Here is a 16481-nt window from a genome sequence, read left to right on the forward strand (position 1 = left end):
TCTATCCGTCGAGATGGAGGCGAACCGGGATCGATGCCGCATAAAGAGTTCGAGATCGACGGACGCGCGATAACCGGCATCGCTTCCTTCTACGCGCAGATGAACCGCCTGCTGATGGCGGGGGAATCCTGGGAGCTGGGCGAAAGCCTCGATGCCCTGAACGACGCGCTGTACGGCGGCTATGGCGCCATCGATGGCGCGGAGCGGGTTCGCATGATCTGGCGCGACATGGCCGCAACCCGCGCTGCGCTGGGCCGCGATGCAACATGGGCGTTTCTGCGCGAAAGGCTGGGCACGCGCACGATGTTCAACGGATCGCCCATCGTCGACCAGTTGGACGCGCTGGAGAAAGGCGGCGGCACCACCTATTTCGACGTCGTGATGCAGGTATTTGCGGACCACCCGAACATCGAAATCGTCCCTGCATGAGGTGAGCGGTCGCAAAAAATGCGGCGCGCGTGCCTGCGTCGTGTCACGATCGAGCCTCTCGCACGTTGACAGACTGTAATGCAGGACAAGAGGCGAGACGATGACGACCAAGGCCGCCATGAGCCTGGAAATGGAGCTCAAGCTGGAACTGACCCCGGTGGGCATGGACGCGCTGCTGGCTTCGGACCTGCTGAGCGGGGTGCCCGCCCCCGCCGCCCAGCGCGCCATCTACTTCGACACACCCGACCGGGCACTGCTCGAAGGCGGTCTGTCGCTGCGCATCCGGCGCGAAGGAGATCGCCGGGTGCAGACGGTCAAGGCTTCGGGGACAACCGCCGGCCTGTTCGTCCGTCCCGAGTGGGAATTCGAAGTACCGGACGACCGCCCCGTTCTGGACCACACGATCCCGGTAACCGCCTGGATGGCAGAGCGCATCGCCGAGATAGCCCCCGCCTTTACGGTGGAGAACGAGCGCCGCCAGTGGGCTGTGGACGGCATCGAGGTCTCGCTCGACCGTGGCCGCGCGATCGCGGGTGATCGAGAGACGCCGTTCGCCGAAGTTGAGCTGGAGCACAAGGACGGTGACCCTGCAGCGATCTTTGCCCTGGCGCGCGGGATCGACGCGATCGCGCCGGTTCAGCTGGGTGTTCAGAGCAAGGCGGAACGCGGGTACAGGCTGCTTGGCCCGGCCCTCACCGTCACCAAGGCGCACCGCGTTGCGCTGAGCGAGGAGATGACCGCGGCAACCGCGTTCCAGGCGATCGGCTTTGCCTGCCTGCGCCACCATCGCCTGAACGTGCCGGCCGTGCTGGATAACCGGGACGCAGGCGCGCTGCATCAGGCCCGCGTGGCGATCCGGCGGCTGCGGTCGGCGCTGACGATCCACAAGGGCGTGTTCGTGGATGACGCCGTTCCAAGGCTAAATGCCGAACTGCGCTGGCTGGCGGCGGAACTGGGCAAGGCCCGCGACATCGACGTTCTGCTCAAGCGCTTCGGGCAGGAACCGGCTCGGGCGCAACTGCTCGATGCCCGGACGGCTGCCTACGACGAGGTGGCTGCGGCGCTGCAATCTTCACGCGCGCGGGCGCTGATGATCGACCTCATCGAATGGCTGACGATGGGCGAGTGGCTGCGCAGCGCCGCCAACGAAGACGCCAGGTCGATGCCGGCGTCGGCCTTCGCGGCAAGGACGCTGCGCAAGCTGCGGAAGAAGGTGAAGCGGCAGGGCCTGAACCTTGAGGCGCTGGATGACGAAAGCCGCCACGAACTGCGAAAATCGGCCAAGAAGCTGCGCTACGCCACCGAGTTCTTCGCGGCGCTGTATGGTGCAAAGCAGGAACGCAAGCGCTACAAGCGGTTCCTGTCGGGTCTGGAAGACCTGCAGGAAAGTCTGGGCGAACTGAACGACCTGTCAGCCGCGTCGGACACGTTGCGCCGCCTTGGCATCGCGGACACCGAAACCCACGTCCCCGAACGCAAGCCGGCGATGTTGGAACATGCGGCGGACCATTACGAAACGCTGATCGACGCAAAGCGGTTCTGGACCTGATCGCAAACAGGACCGGGTTAGCGCGCTCCGGTCGGCTCCAGTGCATCGGCAACGAAGGGTCGTCAGATCGGCACGTCTTCCCGATCGACGCTGCGGAAACCGTAAGTCCGATAGCGGCTCCCCACCAGTCGCCCGGAAACCGTGATTTCGGTATAGCCCTCGGGCGTGCCGAGGAACGAGCCGCGCCAGTCCGCCCCGGCAACGGCACCGGTGCTGATGAAGGACATGCCGTTCAGCTCGATCCTTTCATAGACGTGACTGTGGGCCTGCAGCACGGCTAGCACGTCGTATTCGCGAAGGATGCGCAGCACTTCGCGGCCATTGACCACGAAAGTCCAGTTATGCGGCGTGTTCAGCCACGATTCCGGTTCGTAGCACTGCATCGCCGTGACCAGCGGAATGTGCGTGACGACGATGATGCGCGCGCCGCTGGGTTGCGCCGCCAGATCGGCGCGCAGCCATGCCAGCTGTTCGGCATCGACGCGGCCTTCGTAATTGCGGTCGGGGGTGATGCCCATCGAATCCAGCACGACGAAATGCACGCCCTTGTGATCGAAGGCGTAATATCGAGGGCCGAAACGGTCGATGTAGAACTGCTTGCCATAGTCCGGCGCCGAAGGATCGATGCCGCTCTTCGCGAAAACGCCCAGGCAATCGTGGTTGCCCAGAACGTGGCGCACCGGCTTGCGTAGGTGCTTGCGCTCCGTGCGCTGGTAAAGGTCCATCAGCGCCGTCGCACGCTCCCGCCCGACTTCCATTGCGTCCTCGATATGGTCGCCGCCCTGGATCACGAAATCGACCGGCGACGCGGAGATCTGTTCGAAGCACATCGCGCAGCCGCGCTCTGCATCCAGTTCCGGGCGGATGTGGCAATCGCCCATGAAAGCGAACGTGAACTCTGCATCAGCAGGCCTGCCCACCGCTTCCGAAGCCTGCGCGGCCAGCGGAAGCAACGGTGCGCCCATCGCGAGTTTCAGAAGATTGCGTCGTTCCATAGGTAACACCATCGGCAGAGGAAGGGGCGGCACTCGCAGGGGAAAGCCGCCCGGTTCAGGATCAGAAGTGGACGCGGATCGTGCCGAAGATCTGGCGCGGCGCAGCAGTCTGCAGCGTCGTATAGGTGCCGTTCGGGTCCGACGTGACGAAGCCGGCGGTTCCGGTCGATGCGATGTAGCGCTTGTCGAAGGCGTTCGTCAGATTGAACTGGACGTCGATGGTTTCGCTGAAGCGATAACCGGCGGACAGGTTGACGTTGACCGCGCCCGGCAGCACCGTGTCGTTGAGGTAGCTGTAGTAGCGCCTGCTGCGGTAATGCGCGTTGACGCCGCCCCACAGCTTTCCGTCGTCATAGGTCAGTTCCACGGTGCCGACATGCTTGGGCGAAGCGACGACCTGCTTGCCCTTTGTGGCGACGAGGGTTCCGCCGAGTGGCTGCACGTCGTCGTCATAGGTCGCATCGTTGTAGGCCCAGCTGCCGTAGATCGTCCAGTGAGGCGCGAACTTCCAGTTCACCGCCGCTTCCACGCCGCGCGAGGACACGCTGCCCACGTTCTGCAGGACGTTCTGGTTGCCCACCACCGTCGCGCTGATCGACGATGCGAGCAGGCGATTGGTGAACTTCACGTAGTAGCCGGTCAGCGAAAGCTGCAGGTCGCGGTTGTGGAAACGATAGCCGCCTTCGAACGTATTCGTCATTTCCGGCTTCAGGTCGGAGCGGATATAGTCGAACCCTGCCTGAGAACTGCTGGAGAACGGCCCGCTGGACGTAGAGGCGACGAATGCGGACATGTTGCGCGTATAGTCGGCGAACAGTTCGTTGCTGTCGTCCAGCTTGTAGAGCCCGCCTGCGGTGGGCAGGAACCAGTTCTTTGCCTGAATGGACCCGTCGATCGGCTTGGTGCTGATGACGCTGTTCGCCTTGTTCGTCGATACCACGCCCTTCACCCCCGCGTTGATACGCAGGCGATCGGTTGCCTGCCAGGTGTCGCTGATGTCCAGCTGCAGGGTGTCGGTCCGGTACTCGTTGTAGAACGTGGTCTTGAACGGGTTGCTGTAGAACTGCTGGAAATCGTCCGGAGCCTCCCCCGCCTGCAGGCCGTAGAGGTAGGAGCCCTGATTGAAGGCATTGCGTTCGTACCAGATCCCGGCCTCGATCGTGTGGCTGCCCGCCTTGAACTTCAGGCGCGAGATCACGCCCTTGCGGTTGATGTCGTACCGCAGCGCCGACACCGAGATCGGCGAACCACCGTATGCTGCGGGCGTCGGATCGTAAGGGCTGGCCCACGTGCCGATGCCCTTGTCGAGATGGATGTAGCCGGTGGTGAAGCCCGAAAGGCGATCGCCGATCCGATAATCCAGCTTCTCGTAGGCCAGCAGGTCGCGGCGCACCCCGCCACCCTGATAGACGGCGTCGTCGGCGTTGACGTAAGGCGCGGGCGGGGTGCCACCGTTCTGCACGATCGTGGCCAGCTGCTCGGCCAGCGCATAGGTGGGCACGTTGTCGAACTTCCAGCCGTACATCTTCAGGCGCGACAGCGACACGTCGTTGTAGTCGTCTTCGCGGCGGTGGATCATGTCGAGAAAGGTGGTGGAGGTGACATTGTCGCCCAGCGGCTGCACGTACTTGGCGTTGAGCTGGTCCTGCTCCTGCTTGCCCCAGCCGCGCCACTTGCCCTGCCGATCGTGGGCATAGGAAATGGCCAGCCGCCCGCCCCATGGCAGGTCGCCGCTGTTCATGCGCACGAACGAGCGCCAGGAATCGGCGCTGCCGTAGCTCTGCTCAAGATCGAGGCCGAACTTTGCGGTGGGGTCGATCGAGGTGAAATCCACCGTGCCACCGATGTTGCTGGTGGACGCCGTCCCCAGCGCACCGCTGCCCTGCGACAGGGTCGCCGGGCCGTTGTTCTCGGTCAGCAGCGCGCGGTTGATCGAAAGACCGTTGTTGTTGCGATACTGAAAGTTGCCCAGCGGAACCCCGTCCAGCGTATAGCCCATCTGGTCGGACAGGAAGCCGCGGATCGACAGCTGCGTCGCCGCTTCGTACGTGCCGCGCGCGTCCGAGGAATCGAAGTTCACGCCCGGCAGGCGGCCCAGAGTGCGCAGCGGCGAGGAACCGGGCGTGGCCTTCTCCATGGCGCGGGTCGAAACAGTCTGCACCTGGCGCGACTGTCCCTGCCCGAGCACCACGATGTCCTCGCTCGCGGCGCTTGCGACATCCTTCACGGCATCGTGCGGCTCTGCCGCTGCCGCCTTGAGCGAGATCATGGACTGGGTTTCGTCGGCGATGACCAGCCTCTGTCCGGCGATCAGCCGGCGCAGCGCTTCACCGCGCGTGAAGCGGCCGCGCAGTGCCGTGGTGCGGCGACCGGCGACGGCATCGTAAGGGAAGATGACGTGGACGCCTGCCTGACGGGCAAACTGGTTGAGCGCGGTGGCCGTATCGTTGGCCGCGATGTCGAACCGGACCTGTGCCGTCTGGCCCTGCGCATGGGCGGCAGCCGGCAGCACGGCCGCCACGATGGCGGTCGTCGTCAGAAACTTGTGCATGGAAATCCCCGCTAGGTGCAAATATCGGTGCAAGGACGAACGGCGTCGGGAAAACCGCCAGTCGCCCCGGAAAAAAGTTTCAGGTGCGCGTCAGGACCGTTCCGCCATTGGCACCGGCACGGGCCTTCACACCGAACGAACTGCGCAGCGCCTGCAGAAATTCGTCGGGGTTGGTGGTGGAGAACGTCCCGCCCAGCCGCAGGCGGGACAATGCCGGATCGCCGATGACGATCTTGCGGGGCAGGTAGCGGTTCATTTCCGCCAGCGCATAGTCCAGGCTCTCCCCGCTCAGCACCAGCGTGTCCTGCTGCCAGGCGGTGATGCGCGACAGGTCTGCACCGTCGCGCGAGTGGACGTTCACGCGGCCCGCCGCTGCCAGCGCCGTTTCGCCGGGGCCGATGCGCGTCGAGGCACCATGGGTGATGGCGCCGGCCAGCACCGCCAGTTCGCAGCCGGTCTCGCGCAGGCGCACGTTATAGGCGCCCGGTTCAAGCCGGAACGTGCCGTCCGCCGCGATCAGGTCCAGCCGCTGCCCCCTTGCGAGCCCGATCGCCACTTCGCCCCGTTCCAGCCACAGCCGCGCCGGAGCGCCGTCCTTCCAGTAGACGCAGCTGTCGGTATTGAGATCGAGCTTCATCGCCGGCGTGGCTGCAACCGTCTGCCGCTGTCCGACCGCTGTCGTCGCCTTGTTGCGGGCATAAGCGCGATAGCCGAAGCCGCCGCCGATGACCGCCATGGCCGCGATCGAGGCCGCCGCCTTCAGCATGTGGCGCCTTGCCGGCTGCTCGACGGTTTCCGCTCCACCGGTTCCCGCTTCGCTGGGCAGCCTGCGGTTCAGGTCGTCCTGCGTGACCCGCAAGCCGTCCATGTCGCGCCAGGTATCGGCCACTTGCGCAAAGGCGATGGCATGCCGGACATCCCTGTCGCGCCAGGCTTCGAACTCCGCAACGTCAGCCGACCCGGCATCGAGCGCAGCCAGCCATGCGGCGGCTTCCTCGGTCAGGTCAGCGTGATGCTGCGGGGGGACGAAACGGCCGGACAAACTTCCTCCACCTGGGTTTCACTGTCACGATGCGCCTTCGTGACGAGGGCAAGCCCCTTAGCGATATGCTTTTCCACGGTCGAGACAGATATTGAAAGGGCCTGCGCGATCGCTGCAGGGGACATGCCCTGAACCTTGCGCATGTGCATGACGCGCGCGCACTGCGGCGGCAGGGCTTCGATGGAGCGCAGCAGCCGCTGCAACTCGGACCGGCCCGACGCCACTGCGAAGGCATCGGGCGAGGGATCGACGATGTCGAGCACGTCCATCGATGCCAGCAGTTCGATCCGCACCACCTTGGCGCGACGCAGCCGCTCCAGCGCCAGATTGCGGATCACCGTCAGCATGAAGGCGCGCGGCTGCAGGATGTTGCGGCAATCGGGCGTGTTCAGGACGCGGGCGTAGGCCTCCTGCACCAGATCGTCGGCATCGTCGCGCCCGCAGAAATGCGCCGCCCTTGCCCGATAGGCTGCCGCATAGGGCAGCACCTCGGCCATGAACCAGCGGTCGATGTCACGCAGCCAACTCAACGCACGCTCCAGAAATCCGAGCAGGCGCCTAGACGGGCTGTCTTACAGTTTCAGGACACGGCCGGTCGCGCCTTCATCCGTGCGCCCGCATCGCCGTCATGAAATCGGACAGCAGCAGACGCACATCAAGCCCGTCGAAGACCTTCACAAAGCGGCCTGCGATCTCTTCACCATATCGGCCGTCGTCCAGGATCGCTCGCGCGGTGCGGTCGTGAGCGGGGCTGCTCTTGTCCGAAAGGGCGGTCAGCAGCACCAGGGCGCTGTCCCCGAAGCCAATGACACCCCCCAGCTTCACGAACGGAGGAAGCTGGGTGTAGCGGCGGTACAGCCACTGCGTCGTCGCGGAGATGGGCCGCAGGTTGGCTTCGAAATCCTCGATGGAAATGAGGCACCGTTCGTAGGCGGGCAGCGGCACCTGCCAGATCGGCAGATCGCGGTGGCCGAAGACAGCCTGTGCCGCCTTCGCATCGGTGGCGAGGTTGTATTCGTGCCCACCCGCCGGGTAGGCGCCGCCGCCGATCCAGATCAGCTTCATCCGCCGAGCGATGTCGGGCCGGATACGCAGCGCCTGCGCCAGATTGGTCAGCGGCCCACCACAGGCGAAGACCAGCGGAAGCGGATCGTCGCGCAGCGCCTCGGCGACGATCAGCTTCACCGCCGCCGATGGTTGTGCCGCGTCTGGCCCGATGGTTTCGCTGCCTGCGGCGACCGGGCAATCGCGCGGATCGATGCCCATCAGCCCGATCAGTTCACGCGCGGCCTCCGCGCCTGCGGCAGCGGTCGCGCCCGGCTTCAGCCCTCCTGCGGCGGCAAGGCCGGGGTCCAGCGTCGATGTGGTGACGCCCACGCAGCGGCTGGCTTTGGACGCAAGCTGATGCGCCAGCGCCACAAGTCCATCCGGGTCGCCGGCGAAATCGTTGTCGACGATGACCCGGCACTGGGGCGTGCGTTTCACTTGCGCCAGCGCCTTGTCTGCCGTGGCAGCCAGCACGGCGAACGCCGATCCATACAGGAAGGTGCGGCGATTGAGGTCGGTGGGCACAGGCGCAGTCTCCCGGGTCAATGCTGTAACGAACAGGACGCCATACCTTCAGTTCGACGGTGCCTGCAGCGTCACCGGCCCGATCAGCCCCGACGCGCGCAGCGGCGCCTCGGGCTTGTAGGTAGGGGCGGCGGTGAAGGTCACCTTCTGTGCGCCGGGCTGCTTGTCGCCGATCAGCCGGTTCACCCACAGGTTGGCGACCTTCACTTCCACGGTGTTGCGCCCCGCCTTCACCAGCTTGCCCACGTCCAGCCGATAGGGCGCGTACCATGCAGTGCCGGCTGGCTTGCCGTTGACCGCGACTTGCGCCACGTCGCCGACCGCGCCGAGATCGAGCCACAGCGGCTGACCCGCTCGGGCGGAACGCGGCAAGGTGAACGTGCTGCGGTACGTGGCGGTGCCGGAAAAGTAGCGCACGCCCTTGTCGGCATTGCGATCCAGAGGTTGCAGTTTCGGCAGCACGATCTGCGCCGGAGCGCCGCGTCCGGGCTGGAACTGCACCGTCCAAGGCCGATCCAGCGTCTGCACGACCGCAGACACCTGCGGCGCGACGGTATGTGTCTGTCCCTGCGTGGGCTTTCGAAAGACGATGAAGAACGCATCCTCCGGCCCGACGTCAAGCGGCACCATGGTCCCGTCGCCCTCGATGCGGTAGGATACGGGCGTGGCCGTGCCGTCAATCGCACGCCAGATTTCGGGCGCCCTGCCGGTCACGCGAAAGCGCGCCTCCACCTTCTGCGGCGCAGTTCCGCCGTAGCGCACGAAATACAGGTCGCCGTCCGCCAGCTTGCGATGGAGGAAGGCATAGTCGCCGGGCGTGCCGCCGCTGACCGAGAAGTCCGGCGAAAGACCGACCTTCGCCAGCGCGTCTTCGGCATCGCGACCGGCGATCACACGGCCCTTGCCGACCGGGTTGCCGCTCCACAACCGGGCGGCAAGCGCCCTGAACGCCGCCGGATCGTCGTGCAGCGCGGGGCTGCGTTTGGGCGGTGTGCCGATCACGGTCGCGCCCTGTTCGACCAGTGCGGCGATGCGGCGTAGCGTCGGCAGGGTTATGACCCGGCTGGCTTGGGACAGGTACAGCGCCTTGTACCGCGCCCCGCCCGGCGCGACGAGTTCGCCGTCCTCCACCTTCAGGCGGTTGGCCAGGATGTCGGCGTTGACGAAATCGTAGCCGTAGCGCGTGGGGATGCCGCCGGGCACGCCCTGCATGAACAGCGAGGTGATAGGCTGATCCTCGCCGTAGAACCACGCTATGTCGGCGCTGTCGCGGCCCTGTTGCAGCATGTAGCCGGTGCGCGCCATGTAATCGACCCAGGGCTTCGCCATGTCGGCCCAGGTTTCGTGCCGGTTGAAATACTGCCCGAAGATCATCAGGCTGAGGCCCGGCAGCTTGTCGTCGACCGGCTGGTGCACCGATGTGTGGACGATGGGCCGGTTTATGCCCGACACGAATTCCAGGTCGATCACCCGCTTGAGATCCGACGGCGCATAGGCCCAGGGCGACATCGCCGATGTCATCGATTCCGCGGACACCACGTTCTGCCCATAGATATGCGCTACCGAAGCCGCGCCCTTCATGTCCCCCAGCAGGGTCCAGCGCGGTTGCGCGCCCCGGTTCCACGTCCACATCGCCGCCATCGGCACGTCGGTTTGCGATCGCATGGCCAGATCGTCGCCCAGCACCGGGCGCCCGTTTTCCAGCGCTTCCCCGTAGAGCGTCAGGCCGTTTTCATGCGCGACCCTGGCGATCGTGCCGTAATGCGCCTCGGCCAGCAGGTCCGCGAGCGTCTGGCGGTAATCGTTGAGGAAGCCGTCGCTCTGCAGCGCGGAACCGACCACTGCGCCGGTCAGGGCGGGCAGGTAAGGGGTCGGATCGTAGCCTCGCAGGGCCTTGAAACGGGCGACGATATCGGGCGTCCAGTTGGAGGGGCCGACTTCGATGCTGTCGTTGAGCAGCGCTCGGATGCCCCTGGCACCCATCCATTCCGCGCCCACGGCATCGCGGTACATGCCCAGATAATGCTCGATGTAGCGGCGCACTGCCCCGGCATCGTATTTGTCCACTTCCAGCCCGGTCGCCTCGGGCGTGGCGGGATGGTTGGTCTTGCCGGTCAGCGAATAGCCCAGCCGCAGCACGCGCCAGTCGCTGCCCCTGGGCGCGGTCCAGTCCAGCGTCCCGTCTGAGCGCAGCCGGCCGGTCAGGTCGATCACCCGAGCAGGGTCGATGGCAGAGGCATCGGTGACCGCGCCCTCGCTCAGGGCGTTGTAGTCCGTCGCCACGGCGAAGCCCGCCTTCATTTCGAACTGGTCCACGCGCGGTTCGGCGGAAAGCCTGAGGTCGCTGATGGCGATGGTATCGGACTTTGGCCGGGCAAAGATGTCGAAGGTTTCCGCGCCCGGCGCGCCGTCCCCAAGGCTGGGAGACTTCGGGCCGTCATTCGCCGCCAGCACCATGCGGAACCGGCGCGCGGTCGTCGCCACAAAGGCGATCGTGCTTTCCGCTTCGGACAGTGGGAACCGGCCCAGCCGCTGCCACCCCTGCGCCGTCTCGACTTCGAATGCGGGCAGGTACTCCGCGTCGCCGAACGGCGGGCGCGCATGAGGGATGAACAGGCTGGCCGCGCGCAGGGTGACCGGCCCGCCATAGTCGAAGACGATGGAGCCGGGATCCTGCGCCGTCCCCCGGTCGATCGCAACCGCGCTGTCCAGATCGCCATCCGTCAGCCACGCAAGGTCCACTGCCTTGCCGTTGCCCTGCGCGACACGGGGCTGCGGCAGGGCGACGGGCTGCATGGGATAAGCCAGTACCAGCGCGTCGGCATAGAAGCTGGACTTGTTCGGATCGGGCTGGTTCTCCAGCGGATCGTGGAACCGGGCCGACTGGAATGCGCCGGTCACCGACGGCGGCGGCGCCAGCGGGGCGGCAGGACGCTGCCCGCCCTTCACTGCCGTCTCGGACCAGACCAGCTTCTTCATCGCGTCCTGCGGCTTTACGCAGGGACCACCCGTTTCGCTCCACCCCGGCGAGGACGCGATGGCGAATTCCAGCCCTTTGGCATCAGCCACCTGCACCGCGTGGCGAAAGGCGTCCTTCCAGCCATCGTCCATGTAGACGAGCCGCTTGTCCACGATCTGCGGCGTCTGCAGGCTGGCATCGAAGTTCTGGACGCCGCCGATGCCGATGCGGGCCAACCAGTCCAGATCCTTGTCGATGCCGTCTTTGGTGACGTTGCCGTTCATCCAGTGCCACCAGACCCGCGGGCGGGCACTTTGCGGCGGGTTCTGGAAGCCATCCGCCAGTTCGTCTGCCAGCAGGGGCGCCGACAGCGCCGTGCAGGCAAGAGCAAGGGCAATGCGCAAGGGTTTGCGGGGGGGCATCATCGAGGCTCCTGCGGCTATGGGCGGGTCAGACGGCGTTGCGGCGCGCGATGGCGCCATAGACCGCCGCGCTGGGCTTGGGCGTGCGCGCGAAGGTCACAGGATCGACGGTGTGCAGGCCGAACCTGGGCTTGTATCCGAAGATCCACTCGAAATTGTCGAGCAGCGACCAGTGGCAATAGCCCAGCACCGGTACGCCTTCCTCGATGGTCTGCCTGAGGTCCGCCAGCGCGGCGGGAATGAAGCGGGCGCGGATCGCATCGTCCTCGGTGCCGACGCCGTGCTCCGACACCAGGATCGGCACCTTCGTGGCGGCATGGGCATAGCGCACCGCGCCAGCCAGCGACGGCGCCCATACTTCGGTACCGGACCAGTTGACGACCGATCCCACCGGCGCGGGAAGCCGTCCCTTGTCGCCCCACAGCGCACGTTCGTAGTTCTGCACGCCGATGAAGTCGTCGTGCTTCGCCACGTCCAGCCAGGCGCCGTAAAGCTCCTCGCGCATCCGGTCGCGCACGGACGCCTTGCCGACCGCCTGATCGTCCATCATCGCCAGCGAAAAGCCCACCGGCAGATCGGGGCGCACCGCTTTGATCGCTGCCTTGCCTGCCTGATGCGCGGCGAGCAGCCCCTTCTGCAATGCGGGCAGGTCATCGAAGCCTGCCACGTTGGCGCTGACGAATTTGGGAACGCCCAGCCGCTTTGCCGCCGTTTCGAGCGTCAGTTTCTGCATGTCCCATACCTGCGGCGGCAGCATCGGCTTGAGGAGCAGCAGGATGTTGGGCTCGTTGAGGGTGATGGCGCTGGCAATGCCCTGCCCCAGCGCGCGCATGGCTTTGTCGCAGTACCGTGCGAAAAGCTGCGGCGCCTCGGCATTGGTCCAGCCGCCCTGAGCGCTGAACCAGCGCGGGGCAGTGAAATGGCTGAAAGTCACGATAGGGGCGAGGCCGCGTGCGCGGCAGCCTTCGATCAGCGCCCTGTAATGGGCCAGCATCGCGGTCGAGAACAGGCCCTTCTCCGGCTCAATGCGCGCCCACTCGATCCCGAAGCGATAGCTGTTGAGGCCCATGTTCCGGGCCAGATCCAGGTCGGTTTCCCAAAGTTCGAAACTGTTGCAGGCATCGCCCGATGGGGTCGCGAAAATCGTCGGCTGCTGGTTTTCCAGAAACCACAGGTCGCTCGCGGTATTGTTGCCCTCGATCTGGTGCGGGGCAGTCGCGGCGCCCCACAGGAAGCCGGAGGGGAACGCGCCGCCACGGGCGGCAGTGCGCGCGGCCAGCGAAGGCGTCGCCATTATTGCAGCGCCCGTGGCGATGCCCGTTGCGATCAGGGTTCTGCGGTCCAGCATCTGTTGTCTCTCCCGGTATGTTTCAAAGCGTGTGTTGGCGCACGAAGGCGCGGATTTCGTCTGCCAGCCGATGGTCACGGGTGCCCAGGTGCATGGCCAGCGAATAGTGATTGTGCCCGCTGGCATAATGCGCGCGCGGCAGGCTGCCATGACGGTCCAGCCGGGCCTGCAGCAGACCCGTCCATTCTGCCTGAAAGCGCGGCGGGTCGAACTGAGCGCAGGCGACCAGAAGCGGCAGCGCGGTCTGCACGGCGGCTGCCATCGGCATGCGATCGGCATATGTGTCCGGCGGCCCGTAATAGAGCACGTCCCGTTCATCCAGCGGGGTGAACCCGTAAAGGCCGGACAGCAGCACGGCACCGCGCACCATCGCGCCATGATCGGGGCGCAGCTTGAGAAAGCCCGACACATGCACTGCCCCCGCCGATGTGCCCACCAGCACGATGCGATCGGGATCGCCCCCATACGCGGAGGCATGAGCGCGCAGCCAGTCGACGGCGGCGGACACGTCCTCGGCACCGGCAGGCCAGGTTTCTGCGGGGGCAAGCCGATAGTTCATCACCGCGCCCAGCATGCCGTTCGCGGCAGCCCAGCGACCGACGTGAGCATTGACCCAGCCGTCCTGCTCATCGGCATGCGAACCCTTGTCGCCCACCAGAAAGCCGCCGCCGTGGACGAACAGCAGCACCGGCAGCAGCCCTGCACCCTTCCCCTGTCTGTACAGGTCCAGACTGTTGCGGCCATGTGGGCCATAAGCGCAGTCGGCCGCCACCGGCTTTGACGCGGCGGCATGGCCTGCCTGTTCGTCCTGATACAGCGCACGCATCGCCGCCACCACGTCAGGACCAAGGCGGGTGCCGAAGGCGGCGATGGGATCGGTCATGCGGTCTTCTCCTCGATGGCGGCTGCGAACAGGGAGGACACGGCAACGCGGGTGCAGGCAAGCCCCAACAGCGCTCCGTAGACGATCTTGAACGCCAGCGCTGGATAGGCAGGCACTTGCGCCACCGGCCCGAACAGCGCCAACACCGCCAGCAGCACCGCGCTGGCCAGCCCAGCAAGAACGCCGCGGGCGACGATGGGAAGCAGCCGGCCGCCGCTCGCCCCCCCTTCCCTGCGCAGCCGGGCGCGCACCAGCAGGGTCGGCACCAGCGACGCCATCAGCGAGACCATCAGGCCCTGCGGCAGGAAATCCAGCGCGAAGCCGTCAGGCGCGCCCATCGCCAGCTCCCGCGGGGCAAGGCCGAAGACCACGGCGAAGAACAGCGCGCTCAGTACGGCATTGATCGCTGCGCTGACCGCCTGTTCGCAGCGCAGGAGAGATGACAGGTCGATTGGGGGCACCATGTTTCTCCCGTTGCAAGCATGGCGGCGGGGCACGAAGACGCGCCCCGCCCATCATCGTCGTCAGAATTTGGCGTCCAGGCTGATGCCGACATTGCGGTACGACTGCGGCCCATAGATCGCGCCGACGTTGGCAGCGCCACCGAACGGGAACGAGCTTTGCATCAGCGAGGGTTCGTGCACGTTGAACAGGTTGCGCACGAACACGGCCACCGAATAGCGTTCATCCTGCGTGCGCAGGCCCACGCGCCCGCCGACGACCCAGTGCGGCCTGAACGTCGTGTCGCGATACGAATTCTCTTCATACCGCACGCGCGATTTCCATACCGTGTCCACCGCCAGGAACCCGGCGAAACGGTCGCCGAAGTCCTGCTGGTATTCACCCGAAAGGGTGAACTTGTAGCGCGGCGAATAGGCCAGCTGGCTGCCGCCGATGTCGGTGCCGTCAGCGCCGATGTAGGTCTTGGGATAAGTCGCCTTGGCGTAGATGAAGCCGGTGTTGAGCGACAACCCGTCGAACACCTTGCCGAACAGGTTGATCTCCGCGCCGCGCGTCTTCACGCCGTCCACGTTCTTCTGGTCGCAAGAGATGATGCTGGAGGCATCGATGATGCAGCTCTGCGCCTGGAAGTTGTTGATCTTCATGTAGAACAGGCTGGCATCCAGCACCCACCCGCCGAACAGCGTCGACTTCAGGCCCAGTTCGTAGGACGTGGGGATCTCCGGATTGACGACGTAGGGGCTGGCGTTGGCCGGAACCGCGATCTGGCCGCCCTTGAACCCGCGCGACACGGTGCCGTAGGCCATCGTGCCGGGCATCAGGTCGTACTGCGCGCCAAGCCGCCACGACCACTTGGCCACGTCCAGCACGGTGTCCGTATCCGAGCCCGCGCTGTCCAGAGACAGGCGGTCCGTGGTATAGCGCACGCCGCCGATCAGGCGGAAGCTGTCGGTCACATGGCCGGTGGCCTGCCCGAAGAAGGCCAGCGATTCATCGCGGATCACCAGCGCAGGGGTGATGGAGGGGGGCAGCGAATTGCCGAACAGAGTGACCTGCACCGTCTCTGCGTCACGGGTCTGCTTCTGGTTGGAATAGAACGCGCCCGCGGTGTACTCGATCGGCGATCCCGCTGCCGAACTGACGCGGAATTCCTGCGTGAACAGGCTGATGTCGCGGTCGATCGCGGCGTTCGCAACCGAGATCGGCAGCGTATCGCCCCGGAACACGTTGGACGCGGCGCCGAAGCCGAACTCGGACGACTTGCGCATCGACGTGATCGACGTCAGCGTGAACGGGTCGGCAGCATAGTCGATCTGGACAGAGCCGCCATAGTTCTTCGCCTTGCCGACATAGCTGTCATCCGTGCAGTAGTTCTGGTTGCCTTCGCCCACGGTCGCGCCGCAGCTGGCCAGTTCCGCGACGATGTCGGGCGTGGCCTTCACGAACGTGAAGAAATCGCCGCCATTGGTGATCCTGGTCTGCGAATAATCGCCGATGAGGTTGACGGTCAGCCGGTCGGTCGGCTCCCACAGCAAGCGGCCGCGCACGCCGTAGCGGTTGGTGTCATTGCGGTCGCCGTCGATGGCGTTGCGGTTCACGCCCTGTCGCAGGTTGGCGACGCCCGAAATGCGCGCAGCGGCGTTCGATGCCAGAGGGATGTTGACCACGCCCTGCACCACCTGGTTGCCGTACTTCGCGCCTGCCGTGCCCGCATCGGACAGTTCTGTGCGCGCCCGCCCGGAAAACTCTCCGAATACCGGCGCATTGGTGGAGATGTTGATGACGCCCGCCGATGTGGTCAGGCCGAACAGCGTGCCCTGCGGGCCTTTCAGCACTTCGACGCGGGCGATGTCGAACAGGTCGGAGATATTGGCATTGCCCTGGCTGACCTGATCGACGACGACGCCGACCGATGCGACCGCGCCCGGCGAGAAGGTCATCGTGCCGATACCGCGGATCGATCCGCCGCCGCCGGTGTTCTGCCCCGGTGCCGCCTGGATTTCCAGGCTGGGCGCGATGCGGGCCAGATCGTTGACGGTGTTCACCTGCTGACGCTCCAGCTGCGCCGCGCTGGCGACGGTGATGGAGATCGGCACGTCGGTCACCTTTTCCTGCCGGCGCTGGGCGGTGACGATGATGTCGCTGTTCGATGCCTCGGTCTGCGGCGCGGACGCTGCATCCTGCGCCTGGGCCGCGCCGCAAAGCGCCAGCATGCTTGCTCCGGCAAGGGCCGAGGCGGAGAACCTGATGATGTGCATGATTGTTCCTC

General features: G+C 65.8%; 12 protein-coding genes. 2 read left to right on the forward strand and 10 right to left on the reverse strand.

The features are described 5' to 3' along the window. The first annotated feature begins 33 nt into the window (after positions 1-33). Positions 34-429, forward strand: a complete 396-nt coding sequence (locus GGR40_RS13430; RefSeq protein ID WP_429276745.1) for a barstar family protein — start codon at positions 34-36, stop codon at positions 427-429. Positions 430-529: 100 nt separating this feature from the next. After that, positions 530-1978: a CYTH and CHAD domain-containing protein gene (locus GGR40_RS13435; protein ID WP_429276746.1), complete on the forward strand. Its 1449-nt coding sequence runs from the start codon at positions 530-532 to the stop codon at positions 1976-1978. A gap of 62 nt (positions 1979-2040) precedes the next feature. Here the strand turns inward: GGR40_RS13435 and GGR40_RS13440 are convergent, their stop codons facing one another. The 10 genes from GGR40_RS13440 to GGR40_RS13485 all read right to left on the reverse strand — a co-directional run bounded on the left by GGR40_RS13440 (position 2041) and on the right by GGR40_RS13485 (position 16470). Next, positions 2041-2943: a metallophosphoesterase family protein gene (locus GGR40_RS13440; protein WP_429276747.1), complete on the reverse strand. Its 903-nt coding sequence runs from the start codon at positions 2941-2943 to the stop codon at positions 2041-2043. Positions 2944-3034: 91 nt separating this feature from the next. Continuing rightward, entirely contained in the window at positions 3035-5524 is a 2490-nt protein-coding gene (locus GGR40_RS13445) for a TonB-dependent receptor (RefSeq protein ID WP_429276748.1), read from the reverse strand. 79 nt (positions 5525-5603) lie between these two features. Continuing rightward, complete coding sequence (locus tag GGR40_RS13450; RefSeq protein ID WP_429276749.1) at positions 5604-6566, reverse strand: FecR family protein; 963 nt, start codon at positions 6564-6566, stop codon at positions 5604-5606. Continuing rightward, entirely contained in the window at positions 6524-7096 is a 573-nt protein-coding gene (locus GGR40_RS13455) for an RNA polymerase sigma factor (protein WP_429276750.1), read from the reverse strand. Before GGR40_RS13455 ends, GGR40_RS13450 begins: the two co-directional genes overlap by 43 nt. Before the next feature lie 73 nt (positions 7097-7169). Then, a complete protein-coding gene (locus tag GGR40_RS13460) occupies positions 7170-8138 on the reverse strand; it encodes a nucleoside hydrolase (RefSeq protein WP_429276751.1) in 969 nt (322 codons plus the stop codon). A 48-nt stretch (positions 8139-8186) separates the two neighbouring features. Beyond that, positions 8187-11522: a glycosyl hydrolase gene (locus GGR40_RS13465; protein ID WP_429276752.1), complete on the reverse strand. Its 3336-nt coding sequence runs from the start codon at positions 11520-11522 to the stop codon at positions 8187-8189. Positions 11523-11547: 25 nt separating this feature from the next. Then, positions 11548-12867, reverse strand: a complete 1320-nt coding sequence (locus GGR40_RS13470) for a family 1 glycosylhydrolase (protein WP_429276753.1) — start codon at positions 12865-12867, stop codon at positions 11548-11550. 22 nt (positions 12868-12889) lie between these two features. Then, positions 12890-13750, reverse strand: coding sequence for an alpha/beta hydrolase (locus tag GGR40_RS13475; protein ID WP_429276754.1), 861 nt, complete (start codon positions 13748-13750; stop codon positions 12890-12892). Further along, complete coding sequence (locus tag GGR40_RS13480; RefSeq protein WP_429276755.1) at positions 13747-14214, reverse strand: hypothetical protein; 468 nt, start codon at positions 14212-14214, stop codon at positions 13747-13749. The genes GGR40_RS13475 and GGR40_RS13480 overlap by 4 nt, the downstream gene beginning before the upstream one ends. A 60-nt stretch (positions 14215-14274) precedes the next feature. Further along, entirely contained in the window at positions 14275-16470 is a 2196-nt protein-coding gene (locus tag GGR40_RS13485; protein WP_429276756.1) for a TonB-dependent receptor, read from the reverse strand. Positions 16471-16481 lie beyond the last annotated feature (11 nt).

Source organism: Novosphingobium gossypii, from assembly GCF_050433305.1.
In the GTDB taxonomy this organism is placed as follows: Bacteria; Pseudomonadota; Alphaproteobacteria; order Sphingomonadales; family Sphingomonadaceae; genus Novosphingobium; species Novosphingobium gossypii.